Origin of the sequence: Rhodopila sp., from assembly GCF_965276935.1 — a bacterium.
Taxonomy (GTDB): Bacteria; Pseudomonadota; Alphaproteobacteria; order Acetobacterales; family Acetobacteraceae; genus Rhodopila.
Genome location: NZ_CBDIBS010000002.1, coordinates 670,788 through 686,675 on the forward strand (window position 1 = coordinate 670,788; position 15,888 = coordinate 686,675).

17 protein-coding genes are annotated in these 15,888 nt (G+C 65.4%); 10 read left to right on the forward strand and 7 right to left on the reverse strand.

Annotated features, from left to right (window positions below; all coding sequences use genetic code 11):
* Nucleotides 1-15 precede the first annotated feature (15 nt).
* Nucleotides 16-1,620 (reverse strand): rhodanese-like domain-containing protein, encoded by a 1,605-nt coding sequence (locus tag ACQY4S_RS06135; RefSeq protein WP_428484307.1) that lies wholly within the window; start codon nucleotides 1,618-1,620, stop codon nucleotides 16-18.
* 254 nt (nucleotides 1,621-1,874) lie between these two features.
* Here ACQY4S_RS06135 and ACQY4S_RS06140 point away from each other — a divergent pair, with 254 nt between their 5' ends.
* The 3 genes from ACQY4S_RS06140 to ACQY4S_RS06150 all read left to right on the forward strand — a co-directional run bounded on the left by ACQY4S_RS06140 (nucleotide 1,875) and on the right by ACQY4S_RS06150 (nucleotide 3,322).
* The gene (locus tag ACQY4S_RS06140) at nucleotides 1,875-2,132 is read left to right on the forward strand and encodes an AbrB/MazE/SpoVT family DNA-binding domain-containing protein (RefSeq protein ID WP_428484308.1); all 258 of its coding nucleotides are present in this window, start codon (nucleotides 1,875-1,877) and stop codon (nucleotides 2,130-2,132) included.
* Nucleotides 2,129-2,455, forward strand: coding sequence for a type II toxin-antitoxin system PemK/MazF family toxin (locus tag ACQY4S_RS06145; protein WP_428484309.1), 327 nt, complete (start codon nucleotides 2,129-2,131; stop codon nucleotides 2,453-2,455). The genes ACQY4S_RS06140 and ACQY4S_RS06145 overlap by 4 nt, the downstream gene beginning before the upstream one ends.
* Before the next feature lie 66 nt (nucleotides 2,456-2,521).
* Nucleotides 2,522-3,322, forward strand: a complete 801-nt coding sequence (locus tag ACQY4S_RS06150; RefSeq protein ID WP_428484641.1) for a methyltransferase domain-containing protein — start codon at nucleotides 2,522-2,524, stop codon at nucleotides 3,320-3,322.
* 372 nt (nucleotides 3,323-3,694) lie between these two features.
* Here the strand turns inward: ACQY4S_RS06150 and ACQY4S_RS06155 are convergent, their stop codons facing one another.
* The gene (locus ACQY4S_RS06155) at nucleotides 3,695-3,895 is read right to left on the reverse strand and encodes a hypothetical protein (protein ID WP_428484657.1); all 201 of its coding nucleotides are present in this window, start codon (nucleotides 3,893-3,895) and stop codon (nucleotides 3,695-3,697) included.
* Between ACQY4S_RS06155 and ACQY4S_RS06160 the strand changes: the two genes are divergently transcribed.
* Entirely contained in the window at nucleotides 3,854-4,375 is a 522-nt protein-coding gene (locus ACQY4S_RS06160; RefSeq protein ID WP_428484642.1) for a chemotaxis protein CheB, read from the forward strand. The two genes, ACQY4S_RS06155 and ACQY4S_RS06160, sit on opposite strands and share 42 nt — an antisense overlap.
* 221 nt (nucleotides 4,376-4,596) lie before the next feature.
* Here the strand turns inward: ACQY4S_RS06160 and ACQY4S_RS06165 are convergent, their stop codons facing one another.
* From ACQY4S_RS06165 to moaA, 4 genes are all read right to left on the reverse strand, one after another.
* Nucleotides 4,597-4,974 (reverse strand): response regulator, encoded by a 378-nt coding sequence (locus tag ACQY4S_RS06165; RefSeq protein ID WP_428484310.1) that lies wholly within the window; start codon nucleotides 4,972-4,974, stop codon nucleotides 4,597-4,599.
* 2 nt (nucleotides 4,975-4,976) lie between these two features.
* Nucleotides 4,977-6,476, reverse strand: coding sequence for an RAD55 family ATPase (locus ACQY4S_RS06170; RefSeq protein ID WP_428484311.1), 1,500 nt, complete (start codon nucleotides 6,474-6,476; stop codon nucleotides 4,977-4,979).
* Entirely contained in the window at nucleotides 6,473-7,267 is a 795-nt protein-coding gene (locus tag ACQY4S_RS06175; RefSeq protein WP_428484312.1) for a sensor histidine kinase, read from the reverse strand. The genes ACQY4S_RS06170 and ACQY4S_RS06175 overlap by 4 nt, the downstream gene beginning before the upstream one ends.
* 261 nt (nucleotides 7,268-7,528) lie before the next feature.
* Nucleotides 7,529-8,515: a GTP 3',8-cyclase MoaA gene (gene moaA / locus ACQY4S_RS06180; RefSeq protein WP_428484313.1), complete on the reverse strand. Its 987-nt coding sequence runs from the start codon at nucleotides 8,513-8,515 to the stop codon at nucleotides 7,529-7,531.
* 327 nt (nucleotides 8,516-8,842) lie between these two features.
* Between moaA and ACQY4S_RS06185 the strand changes: the two genes are divergently transcribed.
* From ACQY4S_RS06185 to ACQY4S_RS06210, 6 genes are all read left to right on the forward strand, one after another.
* On the forward strand, nucleotides 8,843-9,331 hold the full coding sequence (locus tag ACQY4S_RS06185; RefSeq protein ID WP_428484643.1) for a histidine phosphotransferase family protein: 489 nt from the start codon (nucleotides 8,843-8,845) through the stop codon (nucleotides 9,329-9,331).
* A 112-nt stretch (nucleotides 9,332-9,443) separates the two neighbouring features.
* Complete coding sequence (locus tag ACQY4S_RS06190) at nucleotides 9,444-12,098, forward strand: chemotaxis protein CheW (RefSeq protein WP_428484314.1); 2,655 nt, start codon at nucleotides 9,444-9,446, stop codon at nucleotides 12,096-12,098.
* A gap of 18 nt (nucleotides 12,099-12,116) precedes the next feature.
* Entirely contained in the window at nucleotides 12,117-12,596 is a 480-nt protein-coding gene (locus ACQY4S_RS06195) for a chemotaxis protein CheW (protein WP_428484315.1), read from the forward strand.
* A gap of 4 nt (nucleotides 12,597-12,600) precedes the next feature.
* Nucleotides 12,601-12,969 carry a response regulator gene (locus ACQY4S_RS06200; protein WP_428484316.1) on the forward strand — a complete coding sequence of 123 codons (369 nt, stop codon included), beginning with the start codon at nucleotides 12,601-12,603 and terminating at the stop codon, nucleotides 12,967-12,969.
* A complete protein-coding gene (locus tag ACQY4S_RS06205) occupies nucleotides 12,966-14,057 on the forward strand; it encodes a protein-glutamate methylesterase/protein-glutamine glutaminase (RefSeq protein WP_428484317.1) in 1,092 nt (363 codons plus the stop codon). The genes ACQY4S_RS06200 and ACQY4S_RS06205 overlap by 4 nt, the downstream gene beginning before the upstream one ends.
* Nucleotides 14,054-14,947, forward strand: coding sequence for a CheR family methyltransferase (locus ACQY4S_RS06210; RefSeq protein WP_428484318.1), 894 nt, complete (start codon nucleotides 14,054-14,056; stop codon nucleotides 14,945-14,947). The genes ACQY4S_RS06205 and ACQY4S_RS06210 overlap by 4 nt, the downstream gene beginning before the upstream one ends.
* Before the next feature lie 142 nt (nucleotides 14,948-15,089).
* On the opposite strand, the gene ACQY4S_RS06215 is transcribed toward ACQY4S_RS06210, so the two are convergent.
* On the reverse strand, nucleotides 15,090-15,671 hold the full coding sequence (locus ACQY4S_RS06215) for a CarD family transcriptional regulator (RefSeq protein WP_428484319.1): 582 nt from the start codon (nucleotides 15,669-15,671) through the stop codon (nucleotides 15,090-15,092).
* Nucleotides 15,672-15,888: the final 217 nt, after the last annotated feature.

The following is a 15,888-nucleotide window of genomic DNA, read 5'->3' on the forward strand; positions in this document are numbered from 1 at the left end:
TGGCGCAGCCGGATTTTAAGCCGCAGCGAGGGCCTCCCCCGGAACGCCGAAGACCACCGTTCCGTCGCGCTTGATCTCGTGTACCAGGTCGATCTCCCACGTCAGATACGCGTTCATGGCTTCCTCGATACCAGAGTTACGGTCGTAGGGTCGCAGGGAAAAGTCGATGCAGGCGGCATCCGGCGGGTTGGTGCGATCCTTCGCCAGCGGCCGGCCAAAGGCTTGCCAGGCCTGGGTGCCGCCGTCCAGCACGCGCACGCTGGCCTTGGTCAGCGAGGCAACCTCCGGCACCGCCAGTCGCGCCAGCATGCCATCCGGCGAGGTGATCACGACATGCCGAGCCGCCGACAGGTGCGAAGTCAGGGAGGCGAGACGGGTGCGAATGCCCCACAGCGCGCCGGGGATGTGACCGGCGCGGAACTCGACGCTGCGGGCCAGGTCGAGCACCACCGTGCCGTCGCCGCTGTCCAGAAGCTGCTGCAGACTGGTCACGTCGATCCGCTCCACCGCCGCGGCCAGCTCCGGCACCGGGATCGGCTCGGTGCCGGAGGTCTTTACCGCCTCCAGCCCGCCTTCCACCACGAAGACGTCACGATGACCCATCTGGCGCAGCCAGGCGGCGGCCATGAGGGCGCGCGCGCCGGTGTCGTCCACCAGCACGATGCGGGCGTTGCGCACGCCGATCCAGGTGTCGGTGGCCTGCACAAGCTGCCCGCCGGGCGCATTGGTGCTACCCGGCCGGTGGCCGGCGCGGAACTCCTGCGGGTCACGCACGTCCAGGACATACAGGGAGCGGTCCGGATCGTCCTCGAACCGGATCAACTCCAGCGGCCCGATGACGCCGACGCCCGACTGTTCGGCGAAATCCCGCGCCCGCTGCAGCGCCAGCGCGGCGGTCCTCGGTTCGTTCGGCTGGAAGCGCTCGGTGCGTCCGCGCTCGCAGCGCAGGCCGGCGAGTTCCCAGCCCATCGTGCCGTTGCGCAGCGCGACCACCTTGTTGGGGATGCCGGCGCGACGCAGGCTCTCGGCGCCCAGGATGCTGCGCGTGCGGCCGGCGCAGTTGACCACCACGAGGGTGTTCGGATCGGGCGCGATATCGCCGATGCGGTAGGCCAGTTCACCACCCGGCACGCTGATGCCGGTGGGGATCGACATGCGGGTGAACTCCTCCTGCGTCCGGCTGTCCAGCACCACCATGTTCTGGCCGGAGTCGATCCAGGCTTTCAGGTCGGGTGCATCGACGCTTTCGGTGCCATAATGGTGCTCCACCCATTCGCCAAATGCCTTTGATGGCACGTTGACGCCGCTGAACAGGACGTAACCTGCGGCTTCCCAGGCTTTCGTGCCGCCATCCAGGACGGCGACATCACACGCTCCGATGCTTTCCAGCCAGCCGGCGAGATCCTCGGCGAGGCCGCGGCCGTCATCGACGCAGCAGATGCGTGTGGTCAGACGCGGCAGCAGCGCCCGGGCACGGATCTCCCTGCGCGCCAGCCCACAAGGGACCGTCCAGAACAGGTGGGACGCGCCGAACTCGCCATCCTCGCGCGCATCGAGCAAAGCCAGTTCCTGGCCGTCGGTGATCCAGTCGTGCAGTGTCCGGGCATCGATGCGGTTCATGGGCTGTCCCTCCGGTTGTGGCGAACGGTAACACCGGTCAGCGCTTCGGGCTGCTGGTGGGCGCGCGGGGTTGATGGGGCGGCCGCGCGCGAAATCAATCAGATACCGACGGCCGTTGACCGGCTGCGGGTCAACATCAAGGGCTGTTGGTATAAGACGACAGCCGACGGCTTGGCAACGGCGGCGAATGCCAAACCTTGCGCCGTCACTCATTTTACGTTATATTTTGATATAACTAACCACGAGGTTTCACGATGCACACAACCAGTCTGCGCAAAGTCGGCGGCTCGGTCATGCTGGCTCTGCCACCCGCCATCCTTGATCTTCTGCACCTGCATGCGGGTGCGACAGTTGGCATCGCGGTGGACGACGGCCGCCTGATTATCGATCCTAATCCTCGGCCGCGCTACAGCCTCGCGGAACTGCTGGCTGCATCCGACTATTCCCAGCCGCATCCGGCCGAGGAGCGGGAGTGGGTCGATGCCGGGGCAGTTGGCCGTGAACTGCTGTGAACCGGGGCGATATCTATCTGGTGGCTCTTGATCCCACGGCAGGGCGTGAGCAGCGTGGGCATCGTCCGGTCCTGGTCGTGTCACCTGCCGCCTTCAACAAGGCCACGAAGCTGCCGGTTGTCCTGCCGATCACCAACGGCGGCGCTTTCGCGCGCCGCATCGGCTTCGCCGTAGCTATTTCTGGTATACGGACGACGGGGGTGGTGCGATGCGACCAGCCTCGTGTGATCGATCTGCAAGCGCGTGATGGGCACAAGGTCGACACGCTGCCGGCGGCGATCCTGGAAGATGTTCTCGCGAGGATCCGGCCAATTTTCGAGTAGGCCCGTCCCGTCAAAGACGACAGCCGACGGCTTGGCAACGGCGGCGTACGCACGCACATGCCGGCCATGGACTCCATGGACATATTCGATCGTGCCGCGGTACGGCGGCATCGCGACCGTGCGGTGAAGACCATCGACCAGGTCGCGAATGTGCTGCGTGACGCGGCGGAGCGTCTGCTGGACCGGCTGGACGACACGACGCGCAGCTTCACCGATGCTCTGGATGTCGGTGGCCGCGGCATTGTCGCCCCATTGCTGCGCGCCCGTGGCCTGCGCGTGGTGAGCTGCGACCTGTCGGCCGCCATGGCCGCATCCAACGGCAACCCCTGCGTCGCGGCGGATGAGGAATGGCTGCCCTTTGCCTCGGCCAGCTTCGATCTGATCGTCGCCAGCCTGTCGCTGCACTGGGTCAACGACCTGCCGGGCGCGCTGCTGCAACTGCGTCAGGCGCTGCGGCCCGACGGACTGCTGCTCGCTAGCCTTCCCGCTCTGGGAACCCTGGCGGAACTGCGTTCGGCCCTGACCGAGGCGGAAGATGAGCTGACCGGCGGCGTCTCCCCCCGCGTCTCGCCGTTTCCGGAGTTGCGCGATTGCGCCCATCTGCTGCAACGCGCTGGCTTCATGCTGCCGGTGGCGGACCTGGAGGAGGTCCGGCTGCTGTACGCCGATCCGTTCGCGCTGCTGACCGACCTGCGGGCGGCCGGCGAGGCGAACGCCGTGCGCGAGCGCAACCGTTCAATGCCCTGCCCCGCGCTGTTTCCCGCCGCGCTGGCTCGCCTGCCGACGCAGGACGGGCGGGTCGCGGTGACCTTGCGGATGGCGATGATGACCGGCTGGGCACCAGGCGCGACAGCGGCGACGACATGATTGCCTGAGGCTGACCGATCGGAAGGCGTGAATTATGGCCCAAAGCCGGTTGAGGCTGCAAAATGGACCTGTGCTGTCAGCCGGGTCGCGACTTCCTGGTTCAATCTCGTAATCGCACCGACCTGACTATCAGACGGCAAGGCGTCCGTGGCGACCGCATTACGCAGGGCAATCGGGTGGACCGGGTGACGCGAAGAGTTCTGCGCCATGGGCATTCAACTGGCGTCCTGGCCGCGCTGCATTGCCTTGTGTCAACGCCGGGGCTTGGCCCGGCCACCCACGACTTGCGGTGCCAAACCAAGCCAAAGTCGCGGGTCACCGGGCCAAGCCCGGTGATGACACAACGGGGATGCGCCATCCCGTGTCTTCGGTCTACTTCACCCGATTGCCCTGGCGGATCACGCCATTTTGGTAGACGGTATCAACCAATAACGCCATAACCGCCAGATGATCACGTCGTTGCCTTATCTCGTCGCAGTCGGCGCTTCGGGGAATGAGGGTCTGGGTGATATTCAAAATCTTCTGGGTGCCTTGCCCGCGTCGCTCGATGCGATCGTCATGGTCGTCCTGCATCGGCCGAGCGACCGCGTCAGCAACCTGCGCAACGTGCTCGCCTGCCGCTCCAACATGCCGATCGTGATCGCCTTGGAGGCCGAGGTTATGCAGCCCGGTGTCTGCTACATCGGAGAGCCAGACAGGCACCTGACGTTGGTGGACATCAATCTGGCGCATCTTGTTCCGGGTACCGCCAACCGGTTACGCAACCGCACGATCGACACGCTGTTCAACTCGCTGGCCACGCATGCCGGTGCGCGAACGATCGGCATTGTCCTGTCCGGCGCACTCAGCGATGGATCACGCGGCCTCGCCGCCATCCATGCAGCCAAAGGGCTGACAATGGTGCTTGATCCGGGCCATAAGCCGCGGGGAATGCAGCAGAACGCCATCGATTACGATGGTCCTATCAGCTTCATTGGAACAGCCGAGGAAATCGCTGGGGCGATCAGTGGAGCAATCTCTGATGGCGTTTCGTCGGCGAACGCGGCGCCGTAGGCCAGCACCTGCAAGGTCGCCGGCATGAATGCCGGGCGCGACGGCCTCAACCGCTGTCGCGGGCGAAGCCCTCCCTCGCTTGCTCGGTCGCCCACCATCCACGCTTTTGTATGTGCAAAGAAACGGCATGGATACCGAGCAGAGCCTGTTGCCGCCTTTGACCCCGACCTCGGCATGACAAAGCGCCGCCGCCGATGTGTTTCGTCTTCCGCCGGTTGGTATCAATCCGAGGCAGCCCCATCCTTGCTGATCAGCCGTTTGGTCAAGGCCACCACGTCGATGATCCTGAACGGCTTGAGCATGAAGGCGGCGTAGCCCGTGCAGCGTTCGGCCACCGTGGCCTCGGGGATCGAGCTCATCACCACGACCGGAATGTCGCTTAACAAGGCATCCTCGGCCATGCGGTGGAGCATACCTGCCCCATCCATCACCGGCATCATGTAATCGGTGAACACCAGGTCAGGGTGTTCCCTGGTCAGCAGCTCAAGCCCCTGCTTGCCATTCACCGCGAGCAGCACGCGATAACCCTCGTCGGTAAGCACCGAACTGATCAGTTCGGCGATGCCGAACTCGTCCTCGACCACGAGCACGGTGGTCATCGCTAGTTGCCACGCCTTTCCCGCGGCTGCCTGCCGGCGGAGGCTTCGCTTTTCTCGCCGCGCGCGTAGCCGACCAGGATCTGTTCCGCGCTGTCGGATGTCGCTTCGATCATCAGCCCTTCACTGCTGGTGGTGTACTCGTGCAACGTCGGGTCGAACTGGCTGTCCCTGACCTTGAGAATGGAGACCAGCCGATAAAGCCGGGAGCGAAGTTCGATAAAGCGAAGCAGGATCAGGTTCTCGGCCAGGCTGGATAGATCGCCGAGCGGCGTGCGGATTGATGGGCCCATGATGTCGGGGACCTCGATGGTGAACAGCGTGGTGACGCCCAGCACACGCATTTCGTTCATCAGCGCGGTCAGGAAGTTGCCGATCCGACCAGACCCGCCACCGGCTGCCGCCTGCAAGGCGCCCAGGCCATCGATGAACAGCCGCCGCACCTTGCGCTGATGCACCATCTGCAACAGGGTCTCGCCATGGGCATCGAGCAGGTCGTCCGTCGGCGGCTGCCATTGCACTTGCACCGCACCGCTGTCGATCAGGCCCCGCAGGGGCCGGCAGACGCCGGCGATCTTGGCGGCGATGCGGGCCGGGGTCTCGTAGAAACCGAACAGCAGGCCCGGTTCGGCCGCACTGCTCCGGGCCAGGAACTGCAAGCCCAGGGTCGTCTTGCCGGTGCCCGACGGCCCCATGACCATGGTGGTGGAGGACCTTGGCAAGCCGCCGCCCAGCATGGTGTCGAGTTGATCGATACCGCTCGACAGCCTTCCGGCGTTATCCGGATCAGGCCGTGAGGGGCGCGCCAGCAACGCCTCGATGCGCGGATGAACGACGACGCCGTCGCTGGTGATCTTGAAGGCGTGCCGGCCCCGCAAGATACGGCCGCCGCGGAACTTGACAACCTGAAGCGAACTTTCGGCCGACCACTCGGTCAAATGGTCCGACAATTCTATGATGCCATCCACCATGGTGTGCTCGGGTGTCACCTTGATGCCCATCGCGCTGGTCAGCATGAACATGGTGCAATTCGCCGCGATGGCGATGGCCTGCAACTCATGAACGAATTCATTGAACGCCTGCTCGTCACCAGCCGCCCGCCGGACCGACACGATGCCATCGAGCACCAGCAGGGAGGCGTCGCGCGTCGTGATTTCGCGACGCAGCAGGGCCAGCAGACCCTTGAGGCCCTCATCATGCAGCGCTCGCAGCCCGTTCAGGGAGGTGATCTGGTCCGGGATCCTCGACTGGTCGAAGAACGTCATGACGCGCAGATGCTGCATCATGCGAGCGTGGTATTCGGCAAGAAGGGTGACGTAGAGCGCCCGTCGATCATCGGCGACGTGGTTGAAGCAGACCTGGTTGCCAATTGTCGTCTTGCCGGTGCCGGGCGGCCCCTGGATGATATAAAGCCCGCCTTTGAGGAAGCCACCGCCAAGAATCACGTCGAGGCCGGCAATGCCGCTTGGCATGCGGTCAAGCAGGCTGTTGTCATTGCCGCTCATGGCCGGTTCGCTTCCACATGTCGGGGCAGGATCACGGTGAAGACGGAGCCTCCGCCACGCGCATCGTCCACCGTGATCGTGCCCTTCATTGCTTCAATCAACTGACGCACAACCCACAGCCCGATACCAAAGCCGCTACGGCTTTCCTCGGCGCCGACCGCGCGCTCGAACCGCTGAAAGATCCGGGACCGGTCCTTCATGGCAATGCCCGGGCCGAAATCGCGGACTTGAAGGCTGATCGTGTCACCAAGCGCCTCGGCGCAGACGCGAACCGGTCCGCGACCGCCATATTTGATGGCGTTGGACACAAGATTATCGACGATTTGTTCCATCGCCAGACGATCCCAGGTTCCGCTGAGGCTTGCGGGCGCATCGACCTCGATCGGACTGCCGGCATGCAGGGCAGCCGCGGCATACGTCTCGACAACGGTCCGCACCAGTGCGGCAAGGTCGCAGGCGCCGTGCTCAAGCGCCAGCCTGCCGCTGGTGATCCGCGACACGTTCAACAGGATCGCGGCCCGCTTGATGTAGTGGCTCATTACCTGACGAATACGTTCAAGCCGCTGCTCGATCTGGTCAGGAGCGTATTTTCCAGCCCTGACTCCCGACAGCAGCAGGTCGATCTGGCCGATCATCGGCGTCATCGGGTTGCGCAGCTCGTGGGCGGCAACGGCGATGAAGGTATCCCGGGCAGCGACCGCCTCGGCAAGCTCGGAATTCCGCTTCCGCAACGCCTCAAGAGTTGGCTTGAAGGACGCCTCTTCCGGTGGATGCGCCTCCGGCGAACTCATAGGCGTTGATCCCCTGATCTAGTTGTTGAGGAATGTGCCATTGCGGCCGGGACAATACAACTGAAGCTCATTATAATGACCCAGGTAAGTCGCCGAGCATCCCGTGTCTTCCAGGATTAAAGATCAGCCGCTGAAGCGAGGTCGGCACGCGGCGCAGCGGTGTTTCTCGCTGCTTGCCGTTTGCCCCATGCATCGCTTAGTTGCGACACCGGCTTTATCCCGGTTGCCATCCGCGCCAGCGGAACGGACGGCGGCCGCTCGCTATCCGCCCGTCACGCTCATGTGCCGGGCTACCGCCGGCTTGTCGTGGCGACGGTCGATAATGAAGTCGTGGCCTTTCGGCTTGCGGGAAATCGCCTCCCGGATCGCGTCCTCAAGCTGATCGTCGCTAGCCCCGGCCCGCAGCATTGGACGGAAATCCGCCGCATCCTCCTGTCCAAGGCACATGTAAAGCGTGCCCGTGCAGGTCAGCCGCACACGGTTGCAGCTTTCACAGAAATTATGCGTCATCGGCGTGATGAAGCCGATCCGCCGACCGGTTTCCTTCACCACAAAATAGCGCGCCGGGCCGCCGGTGCGGTAGTCGGTGTCCTGCAACGTCCAGGTGTTGCGCAGCCTGGCGCGCACCATGGACAGCGGCAGGTACTGGTCGGTGCGGTCGCCGGTGATGTCGCCCATCGGCATGGTCTCGATCAGGCACAAGTCGAAACCATGCTCCCCGCACCACGCCAGCATGCCGTCGAATTCGGCTTCATTGACGCCTTTCATTGCCACGGCGTTGATCTTCACCGCCAATCCGGCGGCCTTGGCGGCGAAGATGCCGTCCAGCGTCTGCTCGATCTTGCCCCATCGCGTGATCTGGTTGAACCGCACCGGATCAAGCGTATCAAGCGATACGTTGATCCGCTTCACGCCGGACGCCACCAGCGTTTCCGCATGCTTGGTCAACTGCGACCCGTTGGTGGTGACGGTCAGCTCGTTCAGCCCGCTGCCGAGCCTGCCGCCCAGCGCGCCGAACAGCCGCATGACGTCGCGCCGTACCAGCGGCTCGCCGCCGGTGATGCGGATTTTCGTCGTGCCAAGCCGAATGAAGGCGGCGCAGAGGCGGTCAAGTTCCTCCAGCGTCAACAGGTCCCGCTTGGGCAGGAAGGTCATGTCCTCTGCCATGCAATAGACACACCGCAGGTCGCAGCGGTCCGTCACCGACACCCGCAGATAGGTAATCGCTCTGCCGAACGGATCGATCATGATGGGCTGTTGTCTCCTTCAGGCCGTGAAGGTGCGCGATCGGCCTGCCAATGATAGGTTGACACATGACTTGCACCCTCTCGGGTCCCCGTTCAAGGCCGCGCACGGCGTGAAAACCCCGCGCGACCACTGGCAAACGCTCGACTTCAGCCGCTTGCGAGACCATCCTGATCATCGTCGTCGTGTGCTGGGAAGAGACCGTTGTCCGCCACCAGCGAGACCCTCCGTCTGATCGAACTGACGTCGGCGCGCTTGTGCCGGGGCATTGGCGATCCCGCCGGACCGCTTGACGGTCTCCCTGAGCCGCATGCGGCGCACAGGTCAAGATTGCTCCGTGCCGCCTGGGGACCTGACGATCAGACGTTATCTTCGGCTGCCCTGCGGTCTCTCGCGGCGGGCCTTCCCGCTTGTGTCAGCGTTGATCTTTCCGGTCTTGACGATGCCTGCGTCCTGCCGCCTTGCAGGGGACGTATCGTGCTGAACCTGCTGCTCCTGGCGGCCGACAGCATGCCCGCCGGCGGAACCGTGATGCTGGCGGGATCGGCGGACGACCTGTTCGTGCGGATCGACGGACCCGCCGCGGCATGGCCCACGGCAATGGCGGTCTGCATGGTGAACGAGGCAGCCGCGCACGCGGCAATAAGCGCCGGCAAGGCGGCGCAGATGCCGCTGACGGCGCTGCTCGCGCATGCCGCCGGTGTGCGGCTGTCGGTGCTGATGTCGCCCGCTGCCCACACGCCGTCCGCCCACACGCCGTCCGCCCACACGCCGTCCGCCCACACGCCGGCGTCAATTGTTCGGCTGGGCGGCGGCTGATCGCGCGCGGATAAAAAAATCCGGCTCATTTACCTTTTGTTTGCGAAGTGCTGCCAAGGATGCCTCGCGCCCGGCTCTCGGGCCTGCCCAAGTGGGCTTTTAAGGGGCTGCCATGGACGACCTGCTTTCCGACTTCCTGACCGAGACGAACGAGAGTCTGGCGGATCTGGATTCCGCTCTGGTGAAGCTGGAACGAACGCCCGACGATGCGGACACCCTGTCGCTGATCTTCCGGATGGTCCACACCATCAAGGGGACCTGTGGCTTCCTGGGCCTGCCGCGGCTGGAGCGGGTTGCCCACGCGGCTGAAAACATCCTGGGCCGGCTGCGCGACAAGACCCTGACGGTGACGCCGGCCATCGTCACCGTCGTGCTGGCGGCGATCGACCGGATCAAGGCGATCGTTGCTGGCCTGTCGGAAACCGGCACGGAGACGGCGGGTGACGACGCACCGCTGATCGCCGCGTTGGACGCGGTGGCGACCGGCCAGCCGGCGGCCGCGAAGGCCCCTGCCCTACCCGAAGCAGTGCCGATACCCGAGGCCGCACCGCCCCCCAAACCGGTGGCCGCACCGCCGTTGGTCCAGCCAAGCGCACCGCCGCCCACGCCTGTCGCCGCCCCGCCGGCGCCCGAAGCCGTCGCCGCCAAGGCGGCGCTTGAACCGGTCGCCGCCAAGGCGGTGTCGGAACCTGCCGCCGCGCCGGCCGCGGCCGCGCAGACGATTCGCGTGACGGTCGACGTGCTGGAAGACCTGATGACGCTGGTCAGCGAACTGGTGCTGACCCGCAACCAGCTTCTGCAACTGGCGCGCAACCAGGACAACAGCGCCTTCACCGTGCCGCTGCAACGCCTGTCGCACATCACGTCGGAGCTGCAGGAAGGCGTGATGAAGACCCGCATGCAGCCGATCGGCAACGCCTGGAACAAGCTGCCCCGCCTGGTTCGCGACCTGTCGCAGGACATGGGCAAGAAGATCGAGCTGACCATGATCGGCGCGGAAACCGAGCTTGACCGGCAGATCCTGGAACTGATCAAGGATCCGCTGACCCACATGATCCGCAACAGCGGCGACCACGGCCTGGAAACCCCGGCCGAACGGCGCGCCGCCGGCAAGCCGGAGACCGGGCGGATCGTGCTGAACGCGTTCCATGAAGGCGGCCACATCATCCTGGAAATGTCCGACGACGGCCGCGGCCTCGCGGTGGACCGCATCCGCGCCAAGGTGCTGGCCAACAACCTGGCCACCGAAGCCGAATTGGCGGCGATGAGCGAGGAGCAGATCCAGCGCTTCATCTTCAATCCGGGCTTTTCCACCGCCGCGACGATCTCGGCGGTGTCCGGCCGCGGCGTCGGGATGGATGTGGTGAAGACCAACATCGAGAAGATCGGCGGCACCGTTGACCTGAAAAGTACCGTCGGCAAGGGCACGATGTTCACCATCAAGATCCCGCTGACCCTGGCCATCGTCTCGGCGCTGATCGTGGAAGCCTGCAACGAGCGGTTCGCCATTCCGCAGATCAGCGTGGTGGAGCTGGTCCGCGCGCAGCTTGGTTCCGAGCGACGCGAAAGCACCTCTGGCGAAAGCGTCATCGAGCGGATCAACGACACCCCGGTGCTGCGCCTGCGCAACCGCCTGCTGCCGCTGGTCAGCCTGACGGAGCTGCTTGAACTGGGCGCGAAGCAACCCACCGACGGTGGCGCCGACGTCGTGGTGGCGCAGGTCGGCGCGCACATGATGGGCATCATCGTCGACCGTGTGTTCGACACCGAGGAGATCGTCGTCAAGCCGGTTGCCCCGATCCTGCGCCACGTCACCATGTTCAGCGGCAACACCATCCTCGGCGACGGCTCAGTGATCATGATCCTTGATCCCAACGGGATCGCCCGCCGCACCGGTGTCGGCGCCGGCGGCGAAAGCCGGCTGGAGCAATCGAGCCGGATCGATACAAGAAGCTCCAGCGAAAAGACCGCCATGCTGCTGTTCCACGCCGGCGGCTTGCAACGCATGGCGGTGCCGCTGGGGCTGGTCGCCCGCCTGGAGGATATTCCGCGCGCGAAGATCGAGATCTCCTGCGGCCTGCCGGTCACCCAGTATCGCGGCAAGCTGATGCCGCTGATCTCGATCAGCGGCGGCAGCGACCTGGAAAAGCCGACCCAGCCGCTGCTGGTGTTCGCCGACGGCGAACGCAGCATGGGGCTGATGGTCGACGAGATCGTCGATGTGGTGGAAGACCGCCTCGATATCGAACTCGCCGCCGCTCGGCCGGGGCTGCTGGGAACCGCAGTGATCGGCGGCCAGGCGACCGATGTGCTGGATACCGGCTACTGGCTGATGCAGGCCTGGGAGGACTGGTTCCGCGGCGCCCCCCGGCAGACCGCGGCGCAGGGCCAGCGCCACGTGCTGCTGGTCGATGACAGCGACTTCTTCCGCCAGTTGATGGTGCCCACCCTGAATGCCGCGGGCCTGCTGGTCACCGCCGTCGGCAGCGCGGCCGAGGCCCTGCGTTTGCGTGAAAACGGCGTCCGCTTCGATGCCATCGTCTCCGACATCGAGATGCCGAACATGGACGGGCTGCAGTTCGCCCGGGTGGTGCGCAGCGGCGGTGCCTGGGCGGATCTGCCGATGATCGCCATGACCTCGCATTCCGACCCGCAGCACGCGCAGGCCGGGCGACAGGCCGGCTTCACCGACTATGTCGCGAAGTTCGAGCGCGAGGCGCTGGTCGCCAGCCTTCGCGCCAGCCTGGCCGAAACGGTCGCCGCCTGAGCCCGCAAAGGAACCGACATGTCGACTGATGTACTAGAGAACGCCGTGGCCGGAAGCCTGGCCGACGACGAACAGGTTCTCGTCACGCTGACGGTGGCGGATCAGATCTGCGGCGTGCCGGTCCTGGCGGTACGCGACATCCTGGGCGAGCAGCCGATCACGCGGATCCCGCTGGCCCCGCCGCAGATCGCCGGCAGCCTGAACCTGCGCGGGCGCATCGTCACCGCCATCGACCTGCGCCGCCGCCTGGGCCTGCCGCCGGCACCACCTGGCCAGAAGAAGATGTCCGTCGTCGCCGATCAGGGCGGCGAGCTGTATGCGCTGCTGGTCGATCAGGTCTCCGAGGTCATGAGCCTGAAGGCCAGCACGTTCGAGCGCAACCCGCCAACATTGGAAAAGCACTGGGCGACGTTCAGCACCGGCATCTATCGCCTGCAGGGACGTCTTCTGGTCGTACTGGACATCGGCAGGCTGATCGCCCTGTCAGGGGAGGCGTAAGGCAATGTCGCGGACCTGCCTGGTGGTGGACGACAGCCGCGTCGTCCGCAAGGTCGCCCGCCGCATCCTGGAAGCCAACGGCTTCGATGTGACCGAGGCCGCCGATGGCCAGCAGGCCCTGGATACCTGCCGGCAGACGATGCCCGACTGCGTGCTGCTGGACTGGAACATGCCGGTGCTGGACGGGATCTCGTTCCTGCGCCACCTGCGTGCGGAGTTCGGTCCGGACAAACCGCCGGTGGTGTTCTGCACCACCGAGAACGACCTGAACCATATCGAGCAGGCGATCACGGCAGGCGCCCAGGAATACATCATGAAGCCGTTCGACGAGGAAATCCTGATCGGCAAATTTGGACAGGTTGGTCTGCTTTGACCGCGCTCAGCCGGATCCGCCCCGCCGAACCGCCGGGTGCCACGGCGGCACGCGTGATGATCTGCGATGACTCGCTGGTGATCCGTGCGGCCATCGCCCGTATTTTGGAAGCCGATCCGGCGATCCAGGTCGTGGCGAAGGTCGCCAACGGGCGGGCGGCGGTCGAGGAGATCGGCCGGACGCCGGTCGATGTGGTGGTGCTGGACATCGAGATGCCGATCCTTGATGGCATCGCCGCGCTGCCGCTGCTGTTGCGCGCCGATCCGGGCGTGCGGATCATCATGGCCTCCACGCTGACCACCCGCGGGGCTGGTATCGCCCTGCGCGCGCTGCGTCTGGGTGCGGCGGACTATCTACCGAAACCGTCCACCATCGGCACCACGGGCGATGACGGCTTCAGCCGGGAGCTGCTGGAGAAGGTCAAGGGCCTGGCGCGCCAGCGGCGGCCGGCGGCACAGGCGAATCGTCCGCGTCCCGGCATCACGTTGCGGCCGGCACCGTTGGCCGCCCCGCGCCTGCTCGCGATCGGCAGCTCGACTGGCGGCCCACAGGCGCTGTTCACCGTCGTCCAAGGCCTGGGGCGGACGCTCGGTGTTCCGGTGGTGATAACCCAGCACATGCCGGCGACCTTCACCCCGATCCTGGCGGAACACATCACCCGGCTGGGCTGCATGGCCTGCACCGAGGCCCGCGACGGAGAAATCCTGGTTGCCGGCCGCATCTACCTTGCCCCCGGCGACCGGCATCTGCTGGTCGATGGTGGCCGATCCGGCCTGCGGGTTCGGCTGAGCTCCGATCCGCCGGAGAATTTCTGCCGCCCCGCCGTTGATCCGATGCTGCGCAGCGCCACGGCGGCCTGCGAAGGCCGCGTGCTGGTGGCGATGCTGACCGGCATGGGCCATGATGGGCTGGAAGGCACCCGGCGGGTGGTCGAGGCGGGCGGCTGCGCCATCGGCCAGGATGAAGCCAGCAGTGTCGTCTGGGGCATGCCCGGTGCCGTGGCACAGGCCGGCCTGTGCCACGCCGTGCTGCCGTTGCCGAAAATCCCACTCAAGCTTCTGGACATGCTGAAAGGAGCCCGGGCATGACCGAGAGCCTGACACCCACTTCGTTCGATACGTTCGCCGGATTGCTCAAGACGGCGTCGGGCCTGATCATTGGCAAGGACAAGGTCTATCTGCTGGAGACACGGCTCACCGCCATCCTGAAGCGGGAGAAGCTGGCCGACCTGAACAGATTGGCCGACCGGCTGCGCGGAGCGGGCGTTGATGCGCTCGCCCGCGATGTGGTCGAAGCCATGACGACCAACGAAAGTTTCTTCTTCCGTGACGACAAGCCGTTCCAGCACTTCCGTAGCCAAGCCCTGCCGCGCCTGATCGCCGCCCGGCCGCCCGGCAGCACAATCCGCATCTGGTCGGCTGCCGCCTCCTCGGGTCAGGAGGCGTACTCGCTGGCGATGATCATTGCGGAATCGCGCGCGCAACTCGGCAACCGCAAGATCGAGATCATCGGCACGGATATCGCCCGCGACCAGCTCGCGCGCGCGCGCGACGGGCTCTACACGCAGTTCGAGGTGCAGCGCGGCCTGCCGGTGCAGATGCTGATGCGCTACTTCAAGAAGGAAGATGCCAGTTGGCGTCTGTCGGACCCGATTCGCGCGATGGCTCAGTTCAAGGAGTACAACCTGCTGAGCGACCTGCGCGGGCTGGGCCGCTTTGATGTCGTGTTCTGCCGCAACGTGCTGATCTACTTTGATCAGCCGACCAAATCGCGGGTCCTGGACGGCATCGCCGGCTTGATGCTGCCGGACGGTCTGCTCTACCTCGGCGGCGCCGAGACGGTGATGGGCATCACGCCGCGGTTCGCACCGCTGCCGGCGGAACGCGGCGTATACGGGCTGGTTGGGGCGACCACCACGCCAGCCCCGGTCGCCTACCGGCCGCCGGCCGCTGCTGTCGCGAAAGCGGCGCTGGTCTAGCCGGCGGCGCTGGAAACAGCGCGTGATCGCCTGAGGCGGACCAGTCAGTCACGTGATCCACGCTTTCCGCCTGGTCAGTCTCAGGCGATCACGCGCGAAGCCGATTCGCCAGACAAGCTGGCATCGAAACGGCTGGCCGCATTCAGGTCGTCTTCAGAAAATCGATCAGTTTGATGATCGCCGTCGGCTTGTCGGTCTGGTCCAGTGCAGCGAGTTCAGCGGCCAGCCGGTCCATCGCGGCCTCATAGATCTGGCGTTCGGAAAAGCTCTGGTCCGGCTGACCGGCGTTGCGATGCAGGTCACGCACGACCTCGGCGATCGCCAGCGGGTCGCCGGAATTGATCTTGGCTTCATATTCCTGGGCTCGCCGCGACCACATGGTGCGCTTGATCCGGGCCTTGCCCTTCAGCACGGCCAGTGCCTCATCGAACAGCTTGCGGGTGGCCAGCTTGCGCAACCCGGCGGTGCGGGCCTTGGCGACCGGCACCCGCAGGGTCATGCGGTTTTCCTCGAAGGTGATGTGGATCAGTTCCAGCCGGTGGCCGGCGATCTCCTCGATGGCGATGCGCTCCACCTTGCCGACGCCATGCGTCGGATAGACGACATGGTCGCCTTCGACGAACACCTCCGCCTTCGCGATCGCGCGTGGCGTCAGGTTTGGACCGTTGTGCGGCGGCCGCCGATCGACCTCCGGGGCACGCTGCTGATCCGAACGCTGTTCCATTGGCGATTGCTCTGGCGGTGCGCTCACCTGTTGCTCAGCCACCTGGTTCGAAACTTCTTCCACTGCCTGCTGCTCATCCGTTGTCTTGGTTAATTGGTCGGTTCCCATACATCGAGCTTTCGTCCGATCGATGGGCGTCACTCCGATGGACGTTCCCGACCGACACCCACAGCCGATCGTAACGGCTTTTCCCTCGGCACCCCGGCAAAAACCGACT

Coding starts and splice junctions, on each gene's coding strand:
- ACQY4S_RS06135 (WP_428484307.1), bottom strand. CDS start 1,620: ATGAACCGCATCGATGCCCGGACACTGCACGACTGGATCACCGACGGC.
- ACQY4S_RS06140 (WP_428484308.1), top strand. CDS start 1,875: ATGCACACAACCAGTCTGCGCAAAGTCGGCGGCTCGGTCATGCTGGCT.
- ACQY4S_RS06150 (WP_428484641.1), top strand. CDS start 2,522: ATGGACTCCATGGACATATTCGATCGTGCCGCGGTACGGCGGCATCGC.
- ACQY4S_RS06155 (WP_428484657.1), bottom strand. CDS start 3,895: ATGCAGGACGACCATGACGATCGCATCGAGCGACGCGGGCAAGGCACC.
- ACQY4S_RS06165 (WP_428484310.1), bottom strand. CDS start 4,974: ATGACCACCGTGCTCGTGGTCGAGGACGAGTTCGGCATCGCCGAACTG.
- ACQY4S_RS06170 (WP_428484311.1), bottom strand. CDS start 6,476: ATGAGCGGCAATGACAACAGCCTGCTTGACCGCATGCCAAGCGGCATT.
- ACQY4S_RS06175 (WP_428484312.1), bottom strand. CDS start 7,267: ATGAGTTCGCCGGAGGCGCATCCACCGGAAGAGGCGTCCTTCAAGCCA.
- moaA (WP_428484313.1), bottom strand. CDS start 8,515: ATGATCGATCCGTTCGGCAGAGCGATTACCTATCTGCGGGTGTCGGTG.
- ACQY4S_RS06190 (WP_428484314.1), top strand. CDS start 9,444: ATGGACGACCTGCTTTCCGACTTCCTGACCGAGACGAACGAGAGTCTG.
- ACQY4S_RS06195 (WP_428484315.1), top strand. CDS start 12,117: ATGTCGACTGATGTACTAGAGAACGCCGTGGCCGGAAGCCTGGCCGAC.
- ACQY4S_RS06200 (WP_428484316.1), top strand. CDS start 12,601: ATGTCGCGGACCTGCCTGGTGGTGGACGACAGCCGCGTCGTCCGCAAG.
- ACQY4S_RS06210 (WP_428484318.1), top strand. CDS start 14,054: ATGACCGAGAGCCTGACACCCACTTCGTTCGATACGTTCGCCGGATTG.
- ACQY4S_RS06215 (WP_428484319.1), bottom strand. CDS start 15,671: ATGGAACAGCGTTCGGATCAGCAGCGTGCCCCGGAGGTCGATCGGCGG.